Origin of the sequence: Streptomyces niveiscabiei (genome assembly GCF_033794345.1) — a bacterium.
Lineage (GTDB): Bacteria > Actinomycetota > Actinomycetes > Streptomycetales > Streptomycetaceae > Streptomyces > Streptomyces niveiscabiei.
This window is the reverse complement of sequence record NZ_JARAYJ010000048.1, coordinates 1-22,754: the sequence shown is the minus strand read 5'-3', so window position 1 is coordinate 22,754 and position 22,754 is coordinate 1. Positions and strand designations below refer to the sequence as shown.

The window sequence follows — 22,754 nt, the reverse complement described above, 5'->3', positions numbered from 1 at the left end:
GGGAGACGAGAGACGATGGACCGCGCCGGGCTGATACGGGACCTCCACGAGATAGCGGCGGGCATGACCAAGGGCGAGCACCGGCCGGCACCCCAGGAGGGCGACGCCAGTCTCGTGGACCAGTACGGGTTCAGCTCCCTCGACGCCCTGGAGTACCTGCTGATCCTCGAAGAGAAGTTCGACGTCGTCTTCGAGGACGAGGACCTGACGGAGGAGACCCTCTTCTCCATCGAGGGCCTCGCCACCTACATCCTCCAGCAGAAGGTCGGCGAGAGCCGCACCCTGACGTGACAGCCATGACACCGGCAGCCGCGCGACCGGGGGGAGCGCCCGGCGAGGTGGCGGTCAGCGTGGTCGTACCGACCCGCGACCGGACCACCCGGCTCCTGCTCGCCCTCACGGCCCTGGGACACCAGACCCTGGACCGTGAGCGGTTCGAGGTCGTCCTCGTCGACGACGCACCGGAGCGCGGCGCGGTGCGGGAGGTACTGGCCGCCCTGCCCGCGGGCCTGCCGGTGAGGGAGGCCGCCACGGGCGGGCGCGGGGTGGCCCGCGCCCGCAACACCGGGGCCCGGCTGGCACGCGGGGACCTCCTGCTCTTCCTCGACGACGACACCCTGGCCACGCCCGGGCTCCTGGAGGCGCACCTCGCCGCCCACCGGGGGGCCGCCGCCACCGTGGTGCACGGCGCCGTCACCGACCTGTCCGCGTTCACGCTGACACCCGACCCCCGGCCCCTGCGCACCGCCCTGACCGGCGCCCGCAACCGCACGATCGAGCCCGCCACCCTCACCGATCTCGCCACCGCCGTCCCCCTGCTCGGGCCGCGCCGCTCGTTCATCGAGCGCACCGCCCGCCAGGTGACCCGGTCGCCCGCGTACGCCCCCCTGCGCTGGCTGAGCTGCATCGGCACCAGCACCAGCGTCCGGCGCACGGTGTTCGAAGAGGCCGGCGGCTTCGACGAGCACTACGGGCAGCTGTGGGGCGGCGAAGACCTCGAACTGGGACTGCGGCTCGCCGCAGCGGGCACCGCCTTCGCCCTCCTCGACGCGCCCGCCTACCACCTCCCGACGGCCCGCCGGGACACCGGCGACCTCCTGCCGAGGTTCTGGCGGGAAGTCGCGGACCGGCACCGGGACCCGCGCCTCGCGGACGTCGGCCCCTTCCTCGCCGGCCGGCTCACCCTCGACGAACTCGCCGCGCGGCTCGGCCCCGCCCTGACCCCCAAAACGGCGGTGTCATGACGCATCCGACGGCAGGCGCGGTGATCGTGGGCGGTACGGCGCCCCGGTCGCTGGAGGACCTGCGCTCCCGGCGGGACCTGTCCGTCCGCACCGCCGGCGAGCTGCTGCCCGCCGCCTTCGTCGACGTGCTGTCCGCAGCGCTGGAGCGCCTGCCCGCCGCCCTGCGCGCCGCCGTCCCCGTGATCATGGCGGCCACGGACTACTGCGTGGCGGCCACCTCCCAGTACGTCGGCCGGTGCGTGGAGGCGCAGGCGGGGGGCCGCAGGCTGCGGCCGTCCGAGGCCATGACCCCGGAGCCGGCCCAGCTGCTCCAGGAGCTGGCGCAGGCCCGCGGCTGGAACGGGACGGGCCATGTCCTGATCAGCCCGCGCGCGGCCACCCAGCAGGCGGTGCGCTGGGCGTGGGGCGCCGTCGCCGCCGGGCTGCACGAGGCGATGATCGTGTGCGAGGTCGTCCGGGCCGCGGACGAGGACGGCTACCGGGTCGCCGCCGCCGCGGTGACCGCCGCCGGCACCCCCCGCACCGGCGGACCCGGCCGGCCGTCCGTCGTCGTCTCCGGCACCGGCCTCGTCACCGCCTTCGGCGACGGAGGAACCGCGTTCTGGCAGGGCCTGCTGGACGGCCGCCGGGAACTGTCCGGGCTGACCCGCTTCGACGCGTCCCGCTTCCGCAGCCGGACCGTGTGCCAGACGGACGTCCAGGCACCGCCCGGCCGCCCGACCCGCCGCGCGCTGCTGGAGCGGGCCCGCGCGGAGGCGCTGCGGGAGGCCGGGCTCGACGAACTGCCCGGCCGCACCCTGCTGGTGTCGGCCGGAGTGGTCCCGCACCTCCCCAAGGTCGCCGACGCCCCCCGGATCGACGAGATCGCGGTGGAACCCGACTGGGACGCGGACGGATCGGGCGTCGCCCCGCAGAACGCGGTGCTGCTGGCCCACGCCTGCGCGTCGGGCGCCTTCGGGCTCGCCATGGCACGCGAATGGCTGCTGTGCGGCCTCGCGGACACAGCCGTCGTCACCGGCGTGTCGTCCCTCAACACCTACGACTACGCCTGCCTCGACGTGCTGCGCGCGACGAGTACGACCGCCGCCCGCCCCTTCGACGAGGACCGCTCCGGCGTCACCGTCGGGGAGGGCGCCGGGGTGATCGTCCTGGAGACCGCCGAGCGCGCCGCCGCCCGCGGGCAGGCGCCCCTGGCGACGCTCAGCGGGATCTCCTGCCGGGTCGCCGGCCAGGGCCTCAGCCGGCTCAACGCGCACATCGGCGCCGCCTGCATGCGCGACGCGCTGGCCATGGCCGGCCTCACCACCGTCGACTACGTCCACGGCCACGCCCCCGGCACCCGGCAGGGCGACGAGGCCGAACTGCTGGCCCTGGACCAGATCGGCGCCGAGCACGACTGGCGGGGTGTCCCCGTCAGCTCGTACAAGGGGGCGGCCGGCCATCTGCTGCACGCCTCGGTGTTCCCCGGCGTCGTGGCGGCGGTCCGGGCCCTGCGTCACCAGGTGCTTCCGGGAACCCCCGGGCTGCGCAAGCCCCTCGACGCGCGGCACGTGCGGGTGCTGCGCGATCCGGAGCCCTGTGACGGGATGCGTTCCGTACTGGTGAACAACTTCGGGTTCGGCGGCAACAACGCCGCGTTCCTCCTGACGGGAGGCGCGGCCGGGCGCAGGGAGTGGGGTACGGATGGCTGACGCGGTGCTGATGACACCCCGGGAGATCCTCACCGGGTTCTCCAGTGTCAACAACCAGAACGTCCTGATCAACGACGAGGAGTACCTCCGCCTGGACCCGGCGATGCGCCTCTTCTACGAGAAGGTCCGGGAGAACCTGGGGGTGGCCTGTATCGCGGGTCACTTGCGGGGGTGCGGGTATTCGGTGCGGGCGTTGAACCTGCACGGGCGTAATCCGAGCGATGAGGTGATCACGGATCTGATCCGGCGGGAGCGGCCGAAGTTCGTCGGGATCAGCATCATGTACGACCTGCACATCGTGGACGCTGTGCGGCTGTTGCGGTGTGTGCGGGAGGCCGATCCGTCGGTGTTCGTGGCGATCGGCGGGGCGTTCTGCACGTACAACGCCAAACTCATCGCCGAGCGCATCCCGGAGGCGGACTGTGTGGCCTTCGGTGAGGGTGAGTTGACGGTGCAGGGGCTGATGGAGTGCCTGGCGGCGGGGCGGGACTGGCACGGTGTGCCCGGGCTGTGGTTCTGGCAGGAAGGCCGGGTCCGCAGCAGCGGCCCGCCCAAACTCCCCGACCTCACGCAGGAACCGTGGCCGGCCCGGGACCTGCTGGTGCACCACCGCAAGAACGGCATCCCCACACCGGTGGCGTCGACCTACACCAGCCGGGGCTGCCACGCCAAGTGCACCTTCTGCTACGTGCCCCGGGCGCCCGGCGTCACGGCGGGCAACGCCTGGCGGGTCCGCTCGCCCGTCGACGTCGTGGACGAGATCGAGTACCTGCAACGGGAGTTCGGCACCCGCTTCCTGTGGTTCAACGACGACAACTTCGGCGGCGCCTTCCAGGACGGCTACCACCACGCCGTCGGCTTCGCCGAGGAGATCCTCCGCCGGGGCCTGGACATCTCCTTCCACTCCGAGTTCCGCGTCGACACCGGCCTCATCGACCGGGAGGCCCTGAACACCCTGCGCCGGGCCGGCATGGCCTCCGCGCTGCTCGGCATGGAGACCGGGGCCCCGACCATGGCAAAACGGTTCCGCAAGGGAACCATGGTGGAGTACAACTTCGACGCGGCCCGCCTGTTCAAGAAGGAGGGCATCGAACTCGAACCCGGCTGGATCATGGTCGAGCCGGGCACGACCCTCGACGAGCTCTGGGAGAACCTGAAGTTCATCGTGGCCGCCGACATCGCCGTGAGCGAGAACCCGTTCTCCTTCATCAGCCGCGCCATCGCGCTGCGCGGCACGGAGATGTACGACAAGATCGCCGACCCGACTCCTCCGGACCTCCCGGGCGTCGAGGGGCCGGCCAGGGACGTCCTGCTGGAGGCCCGCCGGGAGTACCGCATCCCGGACCCGCGCGTCGAGGACGTGTGGGCGGCCTGGAGCAAGGTGAGCGCGGAGGTCGCCGACCGCAAGGAGGAGCTGCCCTTCGTCGCCCAGCTCATCGTCGACGCCACCAGGGCGCGCAGGTCACGGGGGGAGCAGGGGCTGCGCCCCCTGCTGAGCCGGCTGCGCGGATGGGCCGACGGACTGCCGGACCTGCTGGTGGCCTTCCTCAACGTCGGGCTGCTCCTCGCGGACGAGAACCCGCCGCGGCTCGCCGAGCGGCTGGAGACCGAACTGCGCACGCTGGTCGACGCCTACGACCGCAGGGTCCTGGGCGAGACCTACCAGGTGTTCGTCGAAGAGACCAAGAGGCTGTGCGGCGAGCAGGCCATGGCCGGCTGACCCGGCCGGTGCCGGAACGCGCACGTGAAGACGAGAGAGGAGACCGGTCATGGCGGATGTGGTCCTGCTGACCCCCCGGGAGATCCCCACCGGCGCCGCGAGCCTGAACAACCAGAACGTCCTGATCAACGACGAGGAGTACCTGTCCCTCGACCCCGCGATGCGCCTGTTCTACAAGCGCGTCCGGGAGAACCTGGGAGTGGCCTGCATCGCGGGTCACTTGCGGGGGTGCGGGTATTCGGTGCGGGCGTTGAACCTGCACGGGCGCAACCCCAGCGATGAGGTGATCACGGACCTGATCCGGCGGGAGCGGCCGAAGTTCGTCGGGATCAGCATCATGTACGACCTGCACATCGTCGACGCCGTACGTCTGCTGCGGTGTGTGCGCGAAGCCGATCCGTCGGTGTTCGTCGCGATCGGCGGGGCGTTCTGCACGTACAACGCGAAGCTGATCGCCGAGCGCATCCCCGAGGCGGACTGTGTGGCCTTCGGTGAGGGCGAGTTGACGGTGCAGGGGCTGATGGAGTGCCTGGCGGCGGGGCGGGACTGGCACGGTGTGCCGGGGCTGTGGTTCTGGCAGGAAGGCCGGGTCCGCAGCAGCGGCCCGCCCAAACTCCCCGACCTCGCCGACGAGCCCTGGCCGGCCCGGGACCTGCTGGTCCACCACCGCAAGAACGGCATCCCCACACCGCGCGCCTCCACGTACACCAGCCGCGGCTGCCACGCCAAGTGCACCTTCTGCTACGCACCCCGGCAGCCCGGAGTCGTGGACGGGCCCTGGCGGGTACGGCCCGTGGGGGACGCGGTCGACGAGATCGAGTACCTGCAACGGGAGTTCGGCACCCGGTTCCTGTGGTTCAACGACGACAACTTCGGCGGCGCCTTCCAGGACGGCTACCACCACGCCGTCGGCTTCGCCGAGGAGATCCTGCGCCGCGGCCTCAAGCTCACCTTCCACTGCGAGTTCCGCGTCGACACCGGCCTCATCGACCGGGAAGCCCTGCGCACCCTGCGCCGGGCCGGCATGGACCTGGCGCTCCTCGGCATGGAGACCGGCTCGCCCGGCATGATGAAGCGGTTCCGCAAGGGGACCACCGTCGAGTACAACTTCGACGCCGCCCGCCTGTTCAAACAGGAGAACATCGAACTCGAACCCGGCTGGATCATGATCGAACCGGGCACCACCCTCGACGAGCTCTGGGAGAACCTGAAGTTCATCGTGGCCGCCCGGGTGCACGAGAGCGAGAACCCGTTCTTCCTCATCAACCGGGCCATCGCCCTGCGCGGCACCGAGATCTACGACAAGGCCACGCGGTACGAGGAACCCGACATCCCCGGCGTCGAAGGCGTCGCCCTGGAGGTGCTGCGGCACGCCCGCCGCGACTACCGCGTCGAGGACGAGCGGGTGGAACACCTCTGGACGGCCTGGAGCCGGGTCTCCTCGGAGATCAACGACCGCAAGGAGAACGAGGTCCCCTTCCTCGCCCAGAGCATCGCGGACGCCGTCCGGGCCCGGCGCGGCACCGGCGCCGCCTCCCTGCGCCCCCTGCTGGGCCGGCTGCGCAGCTGGGACCAGGGGCTCGCCGGACTGCTCATCGCCTTCCTCAACGCGGGGCTGCTCCTCGCGGACGAGAACCCGCCCGGGCTCGCCGACCGGCTGGAGACCGAACTGCGCGCCATGATCACCGCGTACGACCGGGAGCACCTCGGCCACACCTTCCCGGACTTCGTCGCCGAGACCGCGAAGGCGTGCGGCGAGCACGCCCTCGCCCAGGTGAGGGGCTGAGGCGTTGACCCGCGAGCGCATCCGGTACGCGGCCGTGGGCTGCGGCAGGGTCTTCCAGCGCTACCACCTGCCCTGCGCCGACGAGCGGGACGCCATGGAACTGGTGGGCCTGGCCGACGCCGACGCCGAACGGGCCCGGTCGCTGACGGCGGACCGCCCCCAGGTGTGGACCGGCACCTCCGTCGAGCGCCTCATCGACGAGACGCGGCCGGACCTGATCAGCGTCTGCACCCCCAACGACGCCCACGCCGAGCCGGTGCTCGCGGCGCTGGACGCCGGTATCGCGGTGCTGTGCGAGAAGCCCCTCGCCGCCACGGTGGAGGAGGCGCGCCGGATGGCGGCCCATCCGGCGGCCGAGAAGCTGCTCGGGGTGAACATGCCCTTCCGCTTCCATCCGCTGCTGGAGGCGTTCGCCGACGCGGTCCGGCCCGGCGCCCAGCGCGTCGACGTCTCCTTCGCCACCCCCGGCAACCGGGTGTGGCGGGCCTTCACCCCCTGGTACGGCGACGCGGCACGGGCCGGCGGCGGCGCGCTCCTGGACCTCGGGCCGCACGCCCTCGACCTGCTCATGACGCTCTTCGGACCGCCGGAGGTCCAGCGTTGCGAGGTGGACGCGCCGGGCGTCGAGGAGCGGGTCCGGCTGGACCTGTCGTTCCAGGGCCTGCCGGCGACCCTGCGCATCGACCGGGCCGCCCGCAGACTGGAGACCTCGGTCACCGTCACCACCGCGGACGGCGACCACGTCCTGGACCTGCGCCGGGGCGAACTGCGCCGGGCGGACGGCACGGTCGAGACGACCGCGCAGCGCCCCGAACTCGCCGCGATCTCCGCCCACTTCGACCTCGTGACGGGCGCCCCCGCCGCGCATCCGAAGGTGAGCGCCCAGGACGCCCTGGAGGTCCAGCTCGTCGTGGACTCGGCCTACCGGCGCGCCACGACTACGACGGCGCCCCGGCCGCAGGGCGGGTGACGGACGGTCAGCGCAGGAAACGGGCCACTTCGGCGCAGAAGCACTCCGGTTCGGTGCGATGCACGTAGTGGCCCGCGTCGATGGCCAGCAGCCGTCCCCGGGGCACCGCCCGGGCGACCTCGGCCAGCAGAGGGCGGGGGACCGGGCTGGACAGCCCGCCGCTGATCACCAGCGTCTCGGCGGTGACATCGGCGAGCCGCCGCCACCACCCGGGGTCCGCCCTGCGCAGACCGTCGATGACGGGGCGTACCGCCGCACTGTCCAGCTCCCCGGCCCGGCGCAGCTCACGGAACTCCTGGTACAGCGACAGGACGTGCGCCTGCCCGCCGGCCAGCCCGGACCGCGCCCGCAGCTCCGCCTCCGCCGCCGCGTCCCGGGGCGGCGGAGGCGTGTCCTCGATGACCAGCCTGCGCACCCGTGACGGATGGCGCTGCGCGATCAGCCAGGCCACATGACCCCCCATGGAGTGGCCCACCAGGTCCACCTCCGCCAGGCGGTGCCGGTCCAGCAGGCACAGCACGTCCCGGTACATCAGCTCGAAGGTGTACGCCGCCGCCCGGGGACTGCCCCCGTGCCCGCGCAGATCCGGCACGAACAACCGGCGCCCCTGGGGCAGCAGCGCGGACACGAGCCGGTCCCAGCTCCGCCCGGTGTTCCCGAGCGCGTGGAGCAGGACGGCCGGCCTGCCCGCCGGGTCACCGCTGACCCGGCAGTTCAGCGTCAGCGGCGCCTCACCCACGTCGACAGACCCCTCAGGAGCGCGCACTGGCCACGAGATAGTCCACGATGGCCGTGACCGTCTGCTGGTGCCAGACCAGGTTGGCCGGCAGCTTGCGCTCCAGCAGCCGTTCCAGGCGGCGCCGGATGACGATCGCCATCACGGAGTCCAGGCCCGACTTCAGCAGCGACCGGTCCGGGTCGAGGTCGGCCGGGTCCAGCTTCATCTCGCTGACGACGACGGACACCGTCTGCTCGTGCAGCAGAGCCCGCAACTCCTCCTCAGACAACTCCCCGGACGGCTGGATCCCGTCCACCGCCTGCTCCCGGGCCGCCGGGGCGTCGTCGGCGAGGTCGCGCAGCAGCCCCGTACGGCGGCCCCCGTCCGGCAGCGGCATGGTGCGCAGCACCGCGAGGGACGCGGCGCCGGTCCGCCCGGCGAGGTCCCAGGCGGCGAACGCCTCGGATGCCGTGATGTCGCCGACACCGTGCGCCTGGAGCTCGGCGTCCACCGCCGCGTTGGCGGCCATGCCCATGCCCCGCCAGGACGTCCACGCCAGGCTCATGGTGCCGTCGGCGCCGAGGGTGTGTTCGTACCCGGCCATGGCGTCGAGGAAGGCGTTGGCCGACGCGTAGGCGGCCTGGCCGGTGAGGCCCAGGTACTGCCCGCACGACGAGAAGTGGACGAGGAAGTCCAGGCTCCCCGGCGGGAACAGCCGGTGCAGGGTCAGGGCGCCGCCCGCCTTCGGCCGCAGCACCGCCGCCAGCGCGTCGGCGTCGAGCCGGTCGACCAGCTGGTCGTGGAGCACGCCGGCCGCGTGCACCACCCCGCGGATCGGCGGCATGCCCAGCGCGTCCGGGGTCAGGGCGGCTGCCGCCGCCTCGGCGTCGGACAGGTCCAGGGACACCACTCGGACGCTCGCCCCGAGGGCTTCGAGCCCGCGGACGGTCGCGACGCGGCGCGCCTGGACCCCGTCGGTGACGGTGTCCCACTGGGACCGGGGCGGCAGACCGCCGCGCCCGGCGAGCACGAGGCGGCGCGCCCCCCGCTCCACCAGCCACCGGGCGATCTCCCGGCCCAGGCTGCCCAGCCCGCCCGTGATGAGATACGTGCCGTCCGGCCGGCACCGCAACGGCGCACGCCCTGGATCCGCGTCCACGGACCGGACCAGCCGGTTCGCCCAGGCCCCGCCCGCACGGACGGCGACGACGTCCTCGCCCGGGTTCGCCGCGACCACGCGCAGCGCGGCGGCCAGGTCGTCCCGGGTGGGCTGCGCGCCGAGGTCGAGCGTGCCGCCCCACAGTTCGGGGTGCTCGCCGCCGACGACCCGGCCGAGACCCCACCGGGCCGCCTGCGCCACCGACTCCAGCCGGTCCGCCTCGCGGACACCGCAGGTCAGCGACCACAGCCGCGCCGTACCGGGCGGCCACGTGCCCAGCCGCCGCGCCGCCGACGCGAGCCGCCACGCCTCGCGCACGGCACGGTCCGCGGCCTCGCCCTCCCCGGCCGGGTCCGCGAGGGGCAGCAGGAGCACGTCCACCAGGCCGGCGACCTGCCCGCGCAGGCCGTCGAGAGCGTCCGGGGACTCCGCCGTCCGGCACGGGACACCGTGCTCGGCGGCCGTGGCCCGCAGCGCCGCCGTCAGCTCCCCGTCCGCGCCGACCAGCACCAGGGACCGGTCCGGGCGGAGGGCGGCGGAGCCGTCGAGGGGGAGGGGCCGCCAGTCCGTCCGGAACAGCAGCTCCCCGGGCTGGGCGGGCTGTGCTTCGGTCTCGCCGCCCGCGTACCGGACCCCGGCCAGCACGGCCACGGTCCGCCCGCCGGCCGCCGTGATCCGTACGTCCACCGAGCCCGCGCCGTCGACGTACGCATCGAGGCGGGCGCGGGGCGGGGGCTCGCCCGTGGTCCACACGCGGCCGACGCCGGCCACCACCCGCAGCACGGCGGGGCCGGGGAAGGCGACGGCCGCCATGGACAGCGCGGCGTCGAACAGCGGGGCCCAGGACGCCGGTTCACCGGCCACGGCGATGTCCGCGCGCAGCCCTTCGGGGAGCTGCTCCAGACGCTCCACGCGCCAGGGGAAGGCCATGCTGGGCACGCCGACCGAGGCGAGGGCGGTGGTGATCCGGTCGGTGGGGAGCGCTGTCCCCGGGGCGGTCGCGGCAGGCCGCAGGGGTGGCGGCGCGGCGTCGCCGGAGACGGACGCCACCGCGTGGGTCAGCGCCGGCCCCTCGTCCGGTTCGCCGGGACCGGGCTCCTGCGGGTCGGCGGGCCGCGACAGCAGGCGGATCACGCCGTCCTGCGCGATCACGTCGACGTCCTGGGCCGTGGACAGGGCCAGCGGCACATCGAACGACACACCGGAGAGCCCGCCCGTTCCCCCGCTCTCCCCGGTCGCGGCCAGGAAGGTCTGGAGGACGACGGCCGCCGGGACGATCTCCGCGCCGTGGATGGTGTGGCTGCCCGGATACGGCCGGGACTCCAGGTCGACGCGGGTCCGCCAGAGGTCCAGCGGCGTCGTCCCGGCCAGCGTGGCACGCGGCCCCAGCAGGGTACGGCTCGCCGGATCGTGCCGGCCCCGGTCGGCCCGGTGGACCGGCAGGTCGCGCCAGAACCGCTGGCGCCGCCAACTGCGCACCGGCAGCGACAGGGGCCGGGCACCCGGCGCGGCGGGCCACTCGAGCGGGACGCCGTGGCAGTACAGCAGCCCCGCGTTCAGCAGCAGGTGCTCCCGCTCCCCGGCGTCGCGGCGCAGGGACGCGGCGAGACAGTGCCGGTCGGCCCCGACCGTGTCCAGCGTCTCCTGCACGGAATGCCGGACTACCGGATGGGCCGACACCTCCAGGAACGTACGGAACCCGTCCTCGGCCGCCGCCGCCACGGCACCCGACAGCCGTACCGGGCTGCGCAGGTTGGCCGCCCAGTAGGCGCCGTCCCGGACGGCCGGGTCGCGCGGGTCGTCCAGCGCGGTGCTGTAGACGGGGATACGGGGGGCGTGCACGGCGAGGTCGGCCGCGGCCTCGGCGAGCTCCTTCATCAGGGGCTCCATCTGCGGGCTGTGGAAGGCCACGTCACTGTCGACGCGGCGCACCAGCAGCGACGGGTCCGCGGTCAGCGACCGGGCGAGGGCCTCGATCTCCGCCACCGCGCCGGCCACCACGGTCGTGCCGGGCGAGGCGAGGACCGCGGGCACCACGCCGTCGGTGCCGGCGAGCCGCGCCTCGGCCTCGTCGGCGGGCAGGCCGATCATCAGCATGCCGCCCGCGCCGGCCACCCGCCGCAGCAGCACACTGCGCCGGCACACCAGACGGGCGCCGTCCTCCAGCGACAGGACGCCCGCCGTCGCGGCGGCGGCGATCTCCCCCATGGAGTGGCCGACGACGGCCGCGGGCCGGACCCCGAGCGAGCGCCAGACGGCGACCAGGCCCATCTGCACCGCGTAGATCATCGTCTGGGCCACGTCCACGCGGGTGACGTCGCCGACCTCGATCAGCTCCCGGGCCGTCGTGCCGAACTCCTCGGCGAAGACCGGCCCGATCCGGTCGATCACCTCGGCGAACACGGCGTCCGTGGCCAGCAGTTCACGGCCCATGCCCGGCCACTGGGCGCCGGTCCCGGAGAAGACCCACACCACGTTCTCCAGGCCCTCGTCCGTCACCGTCGTCTCGGCGAGGCCGGGCGCCGGGTCACCGGCGGCGAAGCGGCGCAGCCCGCCCGTCAGCTCCGCGCGGCCGGCGGCGACGACGGCGACCCGGCGCTCCAGGTGACTGCGCCGGGTTCCCAGGTGCCGCGCGACAGAGGCGAGCGCGACGCCCGCGCCCGGCCCGTCCAGCCAGTCGGCGAGCCGGGCGGCGTCCTCCCGGAGAGCCGCTTCGGACCGGCCGGAGAGCGGGAACAGGAGGGGCGACGCCGGGACGGTCGACGGCTCCTGCGAGGCCGCCGACGCACTCTCCAGCACCGCCGAGGGTGCCTCCTCCAGGACGACGTGGGCGATCGTGCCGCCGTAGCCGAAGCTGGAGACACCCGCCCGGCGGGGCCGCTCCCCGCGGCGCCACGGGATGCGCTCCCGCGCCACCCGCAGCCGTGCCCGCTCCCAGGGAATGCGCGGGTTGGGGCTGGAGAAGTGCACGCTGGGCGGGATCTCCTCATGGACGAGCGCGAGGATCGTCTTGATCATCCCGGCGATCCCCGAACCGGCCTCCAGATGCCCGATGTTGCCCTTCACCGAGCCGATGAGGCACGGGCTGTCCGCCGGCCGGTCCGCGCCGAAGACCGCGGCGAGCGCGCCGGCCTCCAGCGGGTCGCCCGCGACGGTTCCGGTGCCGTGGGCCTCGACGTAGTCGACGCTCCGCGGGGCGATGCCGCACTGCGCGTACGTCCTGCGCAGCAGGTCGGCCTGCGCCTCGCCGTTGGGCGCCATGATGCCGGCGGTCCGGCCGTCCTGGCTCACCCCGCTGCCCCGGATCACCGCCAGGACCCGGTCGCCCGCCCGCTCGGCGTCCGCGAGGCGCTTCAGGACGAGGACGCCCGCCCCCTCGCCCCGGCCGTAGCCGTCCGCCGAGGCGTCGAACGGTTTGCTGTGGCCGTCCGGCGAGGTCGCGCCCGCACGGGCCAAGGTGACCGAGAGGCCGGGCGCCACCATGAGGTTCACGCCCGCGGCCAGCGCCACGTCGGACTCCCCGGCGAGCAGGCTCCGGCACGCCAGGTGGACCCCGACCAGCGACGCGGAGCACGCGGTGTCCACGGCGAGGCTGGGCCCACGCAGGTCGAGGCTGTGGGAGATCCGGTTGGCCGTCGCGCACAGGGCCGCGCCGATACCGGTCCAGGGCTCGATCCGGGCGAGGTCCTCAAGCAGCCGGCGCCCGTAGTCGTCCGAACCGACGCCCACGAAGACCCCGCAGTCCGTGCCGCCCAGGCCCAGAGGCGGGATCCCCGCGTGCTCCAGCGCCTCCCACGCCAGCTCCAGCAGCAGCCGCTGCTGAGGGTCCATCAGCTCGGCCTCGCGCGGCGCGATCCCGAAGAACTCCGCGTCGAAACCGGCGATGTCGGCGAGGAAGCCGCCCCGGGTCGGGGTCTCCCGCACGACCGCCGCGTGCCCGGGCCCGGTGTCCGCGTACGGGGCCCAGCGCTCCGCCCCGTCACCGATGCCGTCCCGGCCCTGGACCAGGAGGTCCCAGAACGCGTCGGGGGAGTCGGCGTCACCGGGGAACCGGCAGCTCAGCCCGACGACCGCGACGGTCTCCCCGTCACCTCGCCCCCGCGTCACACGAGGCTCCCCTCGGCGCGCCAGGCGGGAGGTTCCAGGACCGTGACCACGGCCGCGGTGATCATGAGTCCGGGTCCGGCGCTCAGCAGCAGGAGGTGGTCACCGGCGTTCAGCTGTCCGTCCTCGACGAGGTGGTTGAGCTGGAGTCCGACGTCGGCGGCGCCCGCGTGGCCGAGGTCGCGGAAGAAGTCGACCGCGCCCAGCGACGCGTCCAGACCCATCGGCCGCAGGTGGCTGTCGAGGAAGTCCGTGGTGCCCGCCCCGAGATGGAGCACCTTCGACAGGTCCGCGACGGTGATCCCCGCCTCGCCCGTCACCTGCTCGACCAGCTTGGCGCCGCTCGCGCCGTACTCCTGGCCGATCTCGGACGCCTTCGGGCCCAGTTCCTCGACCATCGCCTCCAGGTGCTCGTTCATGTCGAGCGCCCGGCCGGCGGTGACCGCCGGAGGGAAGATAGGCTCGTGCCCGCGGTTGAGGATCTCGTACTGCGGCAGCGACACCGACTCGACGGAGCGCAGCGCCGCCCACCCGGACTGCTTCGACAGGACGACCGCCGTGGCCGCGTCGGCGAGCACCGCGTCACGGTGGGCGTACCACCGGTCCACCGACGGGGCGCCGAAGTTGTCCGCGCTGCTCACCACGGCGCCGGAGCGGGACGGCGAGCACAGCAGGTACTGGGTGGCCATCTCCACGGCGGCGAGGAACGCGTTGCACCCCTGCTCCACCGTCAGCGCCGGGACGGGCGAGCCGAGGGTGGAGCGCAGGATGTAGTGCGGCGCCGACCAGCCGTCGGGGCCCTGGTGGTAGGCACAGGAGTGGACGAGCAGGTCGATGTCCTCAGGGCCGAGGCCCGAGCGGTCCACCGCCTGCCGGACGGCCGCCACCGCCATGTCCGGCGCGGAGACGCCGTCGGCCACGGCGATGTTGCGCCACCCGCAGGACTCCATCCGCTCCCGGTCGTACGCCCCGCGCCGCACCGCTTCCGCCACGCTCACCCTGGGCGGCACGAACGCCCCGGTCCCTGCCAGGAAGATGTTCTCTGTTCTCACTCTCACATGTCCTCACTGACCGGTCCGGGGCCTGATGACCTTCCCGGTCTCGGTGGTCGGCAGTTCCGCCCTGGAGGCGAAGGCGTGGGGGACCCAGGAGGGCGACAGCCGCTCCCGGCAGAAGCGCTCCAGCTTGTCCAGGTCGACCGTGTCCGGCGTCACCGTCGCGCTGATGCGCTGCCCGAGGACAGGATCGTCCACCCCGGCCACCAGGCAGGTGGCGACATCCGGGAACGCGAGCAGGACGGCTTCGATCTCCTCGGGGCTGACCTTGGCGCCCGCGACGTTGATGCTGGTGGACAGGCGCCCGGCCAGCACGAGGTCCGGTCCCTCCCAGCGGGCCAGGTCGCCGGTGGTGAACCCGTCCCGCAGCACGGCCGCGTCGACGGCATCCCCCTCGGCGTACCCGAGCATCATCGACGGCGACCTGACGGTCACCAGCCCCGTCACCGGGTCGCCCGCGCCGTCCCCCGGGACCGGGGACAGTTCGACGCGCACACCGGGCAGGACAGGGCCGGGCCCGCGGACGCCGGGCTGCCACCGGGCCGGGCGGCTCACACAGATCGGGCCGGTCTCCGTGGTGCCGTAGACCTGGCCGACATGCCCGCCGAGCCGGGTCGCGACCAGGTCGGCGGTGTGCGCGTCCAGCGCCATGCCCGCGGAGAGGAACCCGATCGCCGGCCCGTCGTACGGGCGGGTGCGGGCCGCCTTCGCGAGCAGCCGCAGCATCGGGGGCACCCCGACGAACAACGTCACGTCCCCGGCGGCGAGTTCACGCAGCAGCAGGCGCGGCTTGTCCGGCACCGTACAGCGGACGGGTGCGCCCGCCAGGGGAGCCGCGACGGCGCACAGGCCGAAGCCGTACGCGTGCTGGAGGGGCACCGGGCACAGCAGCCGGCTGCCGGGCCCAAGACCCAGCGCCGTACGGTAGTGCTCGGCCTCGGCCAGCAGGGCGGCGGCCGAGCGCAGCGCGACCCGGGGGTAGCCGGTGGTGCCCGACGTGATCTGGGCGGTGGCCGCGTCCGCGAAGGCGGGCCGGGGGGCACCCTCCCGGCCGACGCTCAAGGTCCGCTCCCCCCAGTGCGCGGCCGTGACCGGGAAGGCCGGCGAGGCGGGCGGGGCGATGAGGAAGTCGAGCGGACAGCGTTCCTGGATCCGCTCGAGCTCCCACGGCGTCAGCCGACGCGAGAGCGGCACCACGACCGCGCCGGTGGAGATGACCGCGAACACGTCGGCGGTGAACTCGGCCGCGGGCCAGGCGACGGTTCCCACCAGCGTGCCCGGCCCGACACCGGCCCCGCGCAGCGCACGGGCCCGGGCGTCGACGAGTTCGGCCAGCCGCGCCGCACCGATGCTCCCGGAGTCGTCGCCGATCAGCGGCGCGTCCCCGGCACGGGCGGCCCGGGCGTGCAGCAGGGAGAGGAGCTTTGCCCGCGCGCCGGTCATCCGAGATCGGTGAGCGCGAGCCGCAGCGCCCCCACCGCCTTGTCGATGACGTCCCCGGTGTGCGCGGTGCTCAGGAACCACGGCTCCAGCGCGTTCGGGTGGAAGTAGACGCCCTCCCGCTGGGCGAGGGCCTGGAAGCGGCGGTGCCGGGAGAAGTCGACGGCCTCGGCGAGATCACGCAGGTTGTCGCCCCTCTCCAGCGGCTTCCTGAGCAGGGCCACCGACATCAGGGAGCCGACCCGGCTGATGTGCACGGGCCGCTTCTCCACCGCGAACACCTCGCGCAGAGCCTCCTCCGCACCGGCGCCGATGGCCTCCAGCTCCTCGTACAGGCCGGGCAGCGCACGGATCTTGGCCAGTACGGTGACGACCGCGCGCAGCGCCGCGTGGTTCCCGGCGTAGACGCCCGCGTGGTGCGCCTCGTTCGTGGCGAGCATCCGCATCGCGGACCTCCGCCCGCCGAAGGCCGCGACCGGGAACCCCCCGCCCATCACCTTGGACAGGACCGTGAGGTCGGGCTCGACGCCGTACAGCTCCTGCGCCCCGCCCCGGGCGACCCGGAAACCGGTGATCACCTCGTCGAAGACGAGCATCGCCCCGCTGCGCGCGGTCAGGTCGCGCAGCAGCTGGAGGAAACCGGGTAACGGGGGGATCACCCCGGCGTTGACCAGGACCGGCTCCAGGACGACGGCCGCGATCCGGTCGCCGTCGCGCGCGAAGAGCTCCTCGACGGCCTCGGCGTCGTTCCACGGCAGCTGCGCGGTGTGCGCGAGGGCCTCCGGGATCATGCCGGGCGCGCCGGGCACGACGTCCGTCGGCCGGGTCCCCTGGATCTGGAGCGTGGTCTTGCCCGCGCGCAGGACGGTCTCGCTCCAGCCGTGGTAGTGGCCCTCGAAGGTGACCACCAGGGAGCGGCCCGTCGTGGCGCGCGCCAGCCGCAGCGCGGACGTGACCGCCTCGGTGCCCGAGTTGGCGAACCTGACCTGCTCCACGCCCGGCACCAGCTCCGCCACCAGGGCGCCGGCCTCGGCGTCCAGGGCGTGCGGCAGGCCGGTCATATGGCCCTGGGTGAACTGGTCGGCCAGGGCCTCGGCCACGTCGCGGTCGGCGTACCCGAAGAGATTCGGGCCGTAGCCCATGTTGAAGTCGACGATCTCGCCGTCCTCGACATCGCGGATCAGACAGCCTTCGGCACGCCGCACGACCAGGGGCACGGGGACGGCCGCCGCACGCATGCTGCTGCTGACACCGCCGGCGATGACCTCTTTGATGTCCTCCAGACAATCAGCGTTCGTCCGACGTTTGGCGTCCATGGCACCCACTGAAATCCTCCAGCTTCGTCGGCCTGATCCAGCATCACAGAATGCCGCAGGGATTTCGGGGCCGATAGCGGTCGTTCCCTAAATGGCCGGATCGCGGGGGTGATCGGCCTGTCTTGGGTGGCACTATCGGACAAGCTGATCAACGGGCGTCGCGGAAGGGGAATGTGATGTCGTCTCGGGACGTCGCCGTGGTCACGGGGGCGGGTTCGGGCCTCGGAGCCGCCATCGCCCTACGGCTGGCCGCCACCCACGACCTGGTGCTCACCCACCTGACCCGGGACCCCGGGCTCGCCGACACCGCAGGCCAGGCGGCGGCGGCCGGCGCTGACGTCGTCGCCACCGTGGCCGGGGACCTCACGCGCGAAGAGACCGTGGACCGCCTCCGACAGGCCATGGACGCCTGCGGGCCACGGCTCGACGTCCTCGTCTGCAACGCCGGCGCGTACACGTACACCCCCTGGCAGGACACCACATGGGACGCCGTGCGCTCGGCCGTCGACGTCAATCTCCTGGCGCACATCGCCTGCGTCCGCGCCGCCACACCCCATCTGGTGGCGCGCGGATCCGGCCGGATCGTGGCCGTCTCCACGGTCCTCACCCGGATCGGACGCGTGGAACTCGCCCCGTACATCGCGGCGAAAGGAGGCCTGGAGGCATTCGTGCGCGCCGTAGCCCGCGAACTCGGCCCGCACGGTATTACCGTGAATTCCGTCAGACCGGGGCCGATCGAACTGAGTACCGAACAACGGTCCCACCCGGATTACCCCTCATGGAGGCAACGGGAATTCGACCGGCAATGCATCAAACGGCACGGACACCCTGACGACGTGGCCGAGGCCGTAGCATTTCTCACTTCTCCCGGAGCCGGTTTCATCACGGGCCAGAGTCTGACCGTCGACGGCGGCTGGGATCTCCACTGACCTGCCCGCGCAGACCGATCCGAGGAACCAGGCATGACGCGCACAGCGCACGAACACCCCTCCACCACCCGCGTACTGCTGGTGCGGCACGCCCAGTCGCACGCCAGCGTGAAGAAGCTGATCGCCGGGGCCCGCAGCTGCGCAGGTCTCACCGAGCGCGGCCGGGAACAGGCCGCCCGGCTCTCGGCACGGCTGGCGGCCGAACCGGCGCGCCCGCACGCGCTGCTGACCAGCCCGGTGAGCAGAGCCCGCGAGACCGCCGAGATCCTGGCGGGCGGCCTGGAGTTCGCGGAACCGGTCGTCGAGACGCAGGCCAGGGAACTCGACTTCGGGGTGGCCGACGGTCTCTCCATCGACGAATACCAGCGCGTGCACGGGGCGTTCGACATGACCGCCCACCCCGACCGGCCCTTCGCCCCCGGCGGCGAGACCTGGAACCGGTTCCGCGGCAGAGCCGGCCGGGTCGTCGAGGGCCTGGTCTCCCGCCACCGGGGCACAACCGTCCTCGTGGTGTGCCACGCCGGGTTCATCGTCGCGGTCATGTCCGCGCTGCTCGACGTCGTCCCGCCCGTGCTGTTCACCGACGCGACCCCCGCCGCGACCTCCATCAACGAATTCGTCCACGACGGCTCGGGGTGGCGCCTGCTCCGGTTCGACGACGCGCGCCACCTCGACACGGCCGCCTGACGCCGGCCGGTCCGCCCGGGCCGGACTCACCCCTGCGGGCCGCGCTTGCGCTCCATCATGTGGCGGCCCAGGGCCTTCTTCCGCTTCCAGCTGCGCAGGAGCTCCGCGTTCAGCCGCGCGTCGCTCCGGGCGGCGATCCGCTCGTTCTCGCGCAGCAGCTTGTAGTAGTTCTCCAGCCGCCGCACCGACAACTCGCCCTCCTCGACCGCCGCGAGCACCGCGCACCCCGGCTCCTCACCGTGCGAGCAGTCCGGGAAACGGCAGCCCCGGGCGAGGGACTCCACGTCGGTGAAGGCCTGGGCGACACCGTGGTCGGCCTCCCACAGCCCCACCCCGCGCAGCCCCGGCGTGTCGATCAGGACACCGCCGCCCGGCAACGGCAGCAGATCGCGGGTCGTCGTCGTGTGCCGCCCCTTGCCGTCGCTGTCACGCGTGGCGTCGACCCGCTGCGCACCGGTTCCCGTGAGCGCGTTGGCGAGAGTGGACTTGCCGGCACCGGACCGGCCGAGGAGCACCGCGGTGCCGTCGACGAGGGCCGCGAGGGCGTCCATGCCCTGCCCCGTGTCCGCGCTGACGGACAGCACGCGCGCCCCCGGTGCCGCCCGCTCCGTGTCCTCGACGAGATACGACAGCGTCACCGGGTCGGGAACCAGATCGGCCTTCGTGAGGACGACCACCGGCTGCCCGCCGCTCTCCCACGCCAGGGCGAGGAAACGCTCGACCCGCCCGAGGTCCAGCTCCTCGGCGAGCGAGACGGCGATGAGCACCTGATCGACGTTGGCGGCCAGGACCTGACCGTCGGACCGCTGCGAGGACACGGCACGGACGAACGCCGTACGCCGCGGCAGCAGCACCCGCACGACCCCCTGGTCCGCGTCGAGCGCCACCCAGTCCCCGGTACAGGGGGCGAGCAGGGGATCGGCCGAGGCCACGGGCCCCACGCCCGCCCGGACCGTCGACACCCGCCCGTCCTCGGCGGCGGTGACGGTCTCGCAGCTCCCGCGGTCGACCCGCACCACACGGGCGGGCCGAAGCCCGTCGGCCTCGTACGGCGCGAACTCGGCGGCCCACGCGTCGTCCCAGCCGTACCGGCGGAGCGGGTGGGAGGTGGATGCGGTCAAGCCGGCCCCTCCAGAGGGGTGTGAGGCGGTGGAACCGGCGCAGGACGCCCACGCCGGCAGCTCGGACCCGCAAGTCTACGGCCCGCACGCCGGGCACCCGGAGGGCTGCCGCACGGCTTGCCGCGGTGGTGTCACGCGGGGGTGCCGAGCGGGGGGTGGCCGAGGACGCGGGGCTTGTACTCGACCAGCTGGATGCGGCCGTCGAAGGTGCGGTGATCGGTCATGTCCAGGGCGACGTCCGGATAGCCGTCGTAGATGCGTTCCTCGCCCGTGGCCCCGGTGATCACCGGGAACATCACGACCCGGAAGCGGTCGACGAGTCCGGCGCGCAGCAGGGACCGGCACAGGCTGAGGCTGCCGATCGTGCTGAGGAGCCCGGGGCCGTCCGCCTTCAGGGCGCGGACCGCCTCGACGGCGTTGTCGCGGACGAGCGTGCAGTTGGGCCACGTGAGGGGTTCTTCGAGCGAGGAGGAGAACACCACCTTGGACGCCTGCGTGAGCTCGTCCACGGACGCCTCTTCCTCGGGCCTGAACTCGTCCAGGCCACTGGGGAGTTCGCCGGCGGCGAAGCCCGACATCAGGCGGTAGGTGTTCGCGCCCATCAGATAGGTGGCCTCCGGCTGCTCCCCGAGCCACGCGAGGTACTCCGGGCCCTCCAGGCCCCAGAACCCGGGCCAGCCCTCTCCCGACGCGTAGCCGTCGAGGGAGGTGATGAAGTCGACGAGAAGCTCCGACATGGCGGTGTCCTTTCCTGGCGGTGTCACGAGCTTGGACCGCCCGGGAGCCGCAAACTCATCGGCCACGCCGAAGAGGTCACCGGTCACCGGTCACCGGTCACCGGGAAGGGTCGGCGACCAGCCCGGCCCGGCTGGCGACCAGCGCGGCCTGGACACGGGTACGGACCTTGAGCTTGGTCAGCACGCTCTGGACGTGCGTCTTGACCGTGCTCTCCTCGATGTGCAGCTTCCGGGCGATCTCCGTGTTGCTCATGGCCTGCCCCAGGAGCGTGAGCACATCCCGCTCCCGGGGAGTGAGGCCGTCGGGCAGCCGTACCGAACCGGAGTCGTCGCCCGCGACCCGGGTGATCAGCCTGCGGGTGGGACCCGGCGAGACGAAACCCTCGCCCCGGGCGACCGCGCGGATGCCCTCCAGGAGCGTGGCAGCCGGATCGTGCTTGAGGACGAAACCGGCGGCACCCGCGCGCAGGACGCCGAAGAGGTAGTCGTCGAGGTCGAACGTCGTCAGCGCGAGGACCGTCGGAGGCGAAGGGCGGTCCATGATCCGGCGGGTCGCCTCCACACCGTTCATGTGCGGCATCTGGATGTCCATGACGACGACGTCCGGGCGCAGCCGCTCGGCCAGCTCGACGGCGAGATGTCCGTCGGAGGCCTCGCCGATCACCTCCAGATCGGGTTCGACGTCGATCATGATGCGCATGCTGGTGCGGACCATGTCCTGGTCGTCGGCGAGGAGTATGGAGACGGTCATGTCGTCCTCTCTGGCAGGGGCAGTGTCGCCTCGACGGTCCAGCCGCCCTCCGGACGGGCACCCGCGGTGGCCCGCCCGCCGCGCAGCGCCGCCCGTTCGCGCATCCCGATGATTCCATGGCCCGGCGAAGCCCCCGGCGCAGCCCGCGTGCCCCGGTCGTCGACAGGCAGGTACACGCCGTCCGGCCGGGAGCCGACCGTGACGGTCGCGCGCGGCGGACGGGCATGACGGCTCACGTTCGCGAGGGCCTCCTGGACGATGCGGTACGCCGTGAGGTCCAGCGAGCCGGGCAGTGGCGCCGGGGTCCCCTCGACGACGACCGTCACCTCGGCACCCGCCGGACGCGCGAAGCCGGCGAGGGTGGCGCCGAAGGGTCCCCGGGACCTCCCTCACCACGCAAGGTCCCCAGCATGCCGCGCAGCTCGCCGAGCGCGCTGTCGATCTCGTCCAGGACCCTGCCCTCGGGTGTCGCGGGGGGCCTGCGGACATGGCCGGCCGCGGTGATCCGCATCGCCACCGCGCTCAGCCGGTTCGTGACGACGTCGTGCAACTCCCGCGCGAGGCTCAGCCGTTCGTCGTGCGCCGCGGACCGCGCGTGCAGTTCACGCAGCCGCTCGGCCTGCTCGGCCTGTGCCACGGCCAGCCGGATCCGGCCGCGTACGGCGTCGGCGCACAGGACGAGCGGGACGAACGTCGAGGTCACCGTGTTGTACGGGAGCATCGCCGTCGGCACGTTGCTCCTGCCGATCATCTGGAGGTTCCGCAACCCCTCCAGAGCGATACAGCCACCGAGTACAGAGATGCCGGCGAGCCGTATCCGACGGGTGCCCTCCGCGACCTGCCCGAACACCACCACCCACAGCGCGGCCTGCGCCATGGCCGGCAGCAGCACCGTACCGGGGAAGGGGACGACGGCCGCCCACGAGACCAGGTACCCCAGTCACCGGGCGGTGCCACGCGAGGGACATCCCCAGCGTGACTCCGGCGACGACGATGACGCTCAGCCAGCGCGTCGTGAACCCGAACCGGTGGAGGTCACCGAGGTCGAGTCCCGCCGCCACGGTGATCAGCGTGGCGACCGTCGCACGGTGAGGACGGGGAGCGTCCGACGGGCCGGGGAGGGCCTCGGCGGGCGGGTCGGTCGGTGTGCTGGTCATCGGGACTCCGGCCCTTTCTCCGCTTCCCCGTAAAAGGGAGAGGGAATTCCCGGCGGGCAGCATTCCCGTCAGGCTAAGGCTTGTCCCGTAACTGCTGGTCACGGGTGGGATGATCTTGGTGTGGCTGGTGTGATCACGGCGTCGGAGCCGTCCTGGATAGCCCCGTTCA

General features: G+C 73.4%; 18 protein-coding genes. 8 read left to right on the top strand and 10 right to left on the bottom strand.

What is annotated here, in order from left to right:
• The first annotated feature begins 15 nt into the window (after positions 1-15).
• From PV682_RS38965 to PV682_RS38940, 6 genes are read left to right on the top strand one after another with little or no spacing between them, the layout of a single operon-like run.
• Positions 16-291, top strand: coding sequence for an acyl carrier protein (locus PV682_RS38965; RefSeq protein WP_055724057.1), 276 nt, complete (start codon positions 16-18; stop codon positions 289-291).
• 47 nt (positions 292-338) lie between these two features.
• Positions 339-1,244, top strand: a complete 906-nt coding sequence (locus tag PV682_RS38960; protein ID WP_319736932.1) for a glycosyltransferase family 2 protein — start codon at positions 339-341, stop codon at positions 1,242-1,244.
• Complete coding sequence (locus tag PV682_RS38955) at positions 1,241-2,935, top strand: beta-ketoacyl synthase N-terminal-like domain-containing protein (protein WP_319736930.1); 1,695 nt, start codon at positions 1,241-1,243, stop codon at positions 2,933-2,935. Before PV682_RS38960 ends, PV682_RS38955 begins: the two co-directional genes overlap by 4 nt.
• Positions 2,928-4,655 (top strand): B12-binding domain-containing radical SAM protein, encoded by a 1,728-nt coding sequence (locus PV682_RS38950; RefSeq protein WP_319736928.1) that lies wholly within the window; start codon positions 2,928-2,930, stop codon positions 4,653-4,655. Before PV682_RS38955 ends, PV682_RS38950 begins: the two co-directional genes overlap by 8 nt.
• A gap of 49 nt (positions 4,656-4,704) precedes the next feature.
• Positions 4,705-6,441 carry a B12-binding domain-containing radical SAM protein gene (locus PV682_RS38945; protein WP_112475826.1) on the top strand — a complete coding sequence of 579 codons (1,737 nt, stop codon included), beginning with the start codon at positions 4,705-4,707 and terminating at the stop codon, positions 6,439-6,441.
• A gap of 4 nt (positions 6,442-6,445) precedes the next feature.
• Positions 6,446-7,411, top strand: a complete 966-nt coding sequence (locus PV682_RS38940; RefSeq protein WP_319736926.1) for a Gfo/Idh/MocA family protein — start codon at positions 6,446-6,448, stop codon at positions 7,409-7,411.
• Positions 7,412-7,418: 7 nt separating this feature from the next.
• Here the strand turns inward: PV682_RS38940 and PV682_RS38935 are convergent, their stop codons facing one another.
• From PV682_RS38935 to PV682_RS38915, 5 genes are read right to left on the bottom strand one after another with little or no spacing between them, the layout of a single operon-like run.
• Positions 7,419-8,150 carry an alpha/beta fold hydrolase gene (locus PV682_RS38935; RefSeq protein ID WP_319736924.1) on the bottom strand — a complete coding sequence of 244 codons (732 nt, stop codon included), beginning with the start codon at positions 8,148-8,150 and terminating at the stop codon, positions 7,419-7,421.
• A gap of 13 nt (positions 8,151-8,163) precedes the next feature.
• On the bottom strand, positions 8,164-13,395 hold the full coding sequence (locus PV682_RS38930) for a type I polyketide synthase (RefSeq protein ID WP_319736922.1): 5,232 nt from the start codon (positions 13,393-13,395) through the stop codon (positions 8,164-8,166).
• Positions 13,392-14,444: a ketoacyl-ACP synthase III family protein gene (locus tag PV682_RS38925; protein ID WP_319736920.1), complete on the bottom strand. Its 1,053-nt coding sequence runs from the start codon at positions 14,442-14,444 to the stop codon at positions 13,392-13,394. Before PV682_RS38925 ends, PV682_RS38930 begins: the two co-directional genes overlap by 4 nt.
• A gap of 12 nt (positions 14,445-14,456) precedes the next feature.
• On the bottom strand, positions 14,457-15,890 hold the full coding sequence (locus tag PV682_RS38920) for a class I adenylate-forming enzyme family protein (protein ID WP_319736917.1): 1,434 nt from the start codon (positions 15,888-15,890) through the stop codon (positions 14,457-14,459).
• Positions 15,887-17,203 (bottom strand): aspartate aminotransferase family protein, encoded by a 1,317-nt coding sequence (locus PV682_RS38915; protein ID WP_319736915.1) that lies wholly within the window; start codon positions 17,201-17,203, stop codon positions 15,887-15,889. Before PV682_RS38915 ends, PV682_RS38920 begins: the two co-directional genes overlap by 4 nt.
• Before the next feature lie 176 nt (positions 17,204-17,379).
• Here PV682_RS38915 and PV682_RS38910 point away from each other — a divergent pair, with 176 nt between their 5' ends.
• Both PV682_RS38910 and PV682_RS38905 read left to right on the top strand, forming a co-directional pair.
• On the top strand, positions 17,380-18,132 hold the full coding sequence (locus PV682_RS38910) for an SDR family NAD(P)-dependent oxidoreductase (protein WP_319736913.1): 753 nt from the start codon (positions 17,380-17,382) through the stop codon (positions 18,130-18,132).
• 33 nt (positions 18,133-18,165) lie between these two features.
• The gene (locus tag PV682_RS38905) at positions 18,166-18,819 is read left to right on the top strand and encodes a histidine phosphatase family protein (protein ID WP_319736911.1); all 654 of its coding nucleotides are present in this window, start codon (positions 18,166-18,168) and stop codon (positions 18,817-18,819) included.
• A gap of 26 nt (positions 18,820-18,845) precedes the next feature.
• Here PV682_RS38905 and rsgA read toward each other — a convergent pair whose 3' ends face one another.
• The 5 genes from rsgA to PV682_RS38880 form a co-directional block, all read right to left on the bottom strand.
• Complete coding sequence (gene rsgA, locus PV682_RS38900) at positions 18,846-19,940, bottom strand: ribosome small subunit-dependent GTPase A (protein WP_319736908.1); 1,095 nt, start codon at positions 19,938-19,940, stop codon at positions 18,846-18,848.
• Positions 19,941-20,071: 131 nt separating this feature from the next.
• Entirely contained in the window at positions 20,072-20,677 is a 606-nt protein-coding gene (locus tag PV682_RS38895) for a dihydrofolate reductase family protein (RefSeq protein ID WP_319736907.1), read from the bottom strand.
• A 97-nt stretch (positions 20,678-20,774) separates the two neighbouring features.
• Positions 20,775-21,428 (bottom strand): response regulator transcription factor, encoded by a 654-nt coding sequence (locus PV682_RS38890; protein WP_319736906.1) that lies wholly within the window; start codon positions 21,426-21,428, stop codon positions 20,775-20,777.
• Complete coding sequence (locus PV682_RS38885) at positions 21,425-21,754, bottom strand: sensor histidine kinase (RefSeq protein ID WP_319736905.1); 330 nt, start codon at positions 21,752-21,754, stop codon at positions 21,425-21,427. The genes PV682_RS38890 and PV682_RS38885 overlap by 4 nt, the downstream gene beginning before the upstream one ends.
• Positions 21,751-22,320, bottom strand: coding sequence for a histidine kinase dimerization/phosphoacceptor domain-containing protein (locus PV682_RS38880; protein WP_319736904.1), 570 nt, complete (start codon positions 22,318-22,320; stop codon positions 21,751-21,753). Before PV682_RS38880 ends, PV682_RS38885 begins: the two co-directional genes overlap by 4 nt.
• Positions 22,321-22,754: the final 434 nt, after the last annotated feature.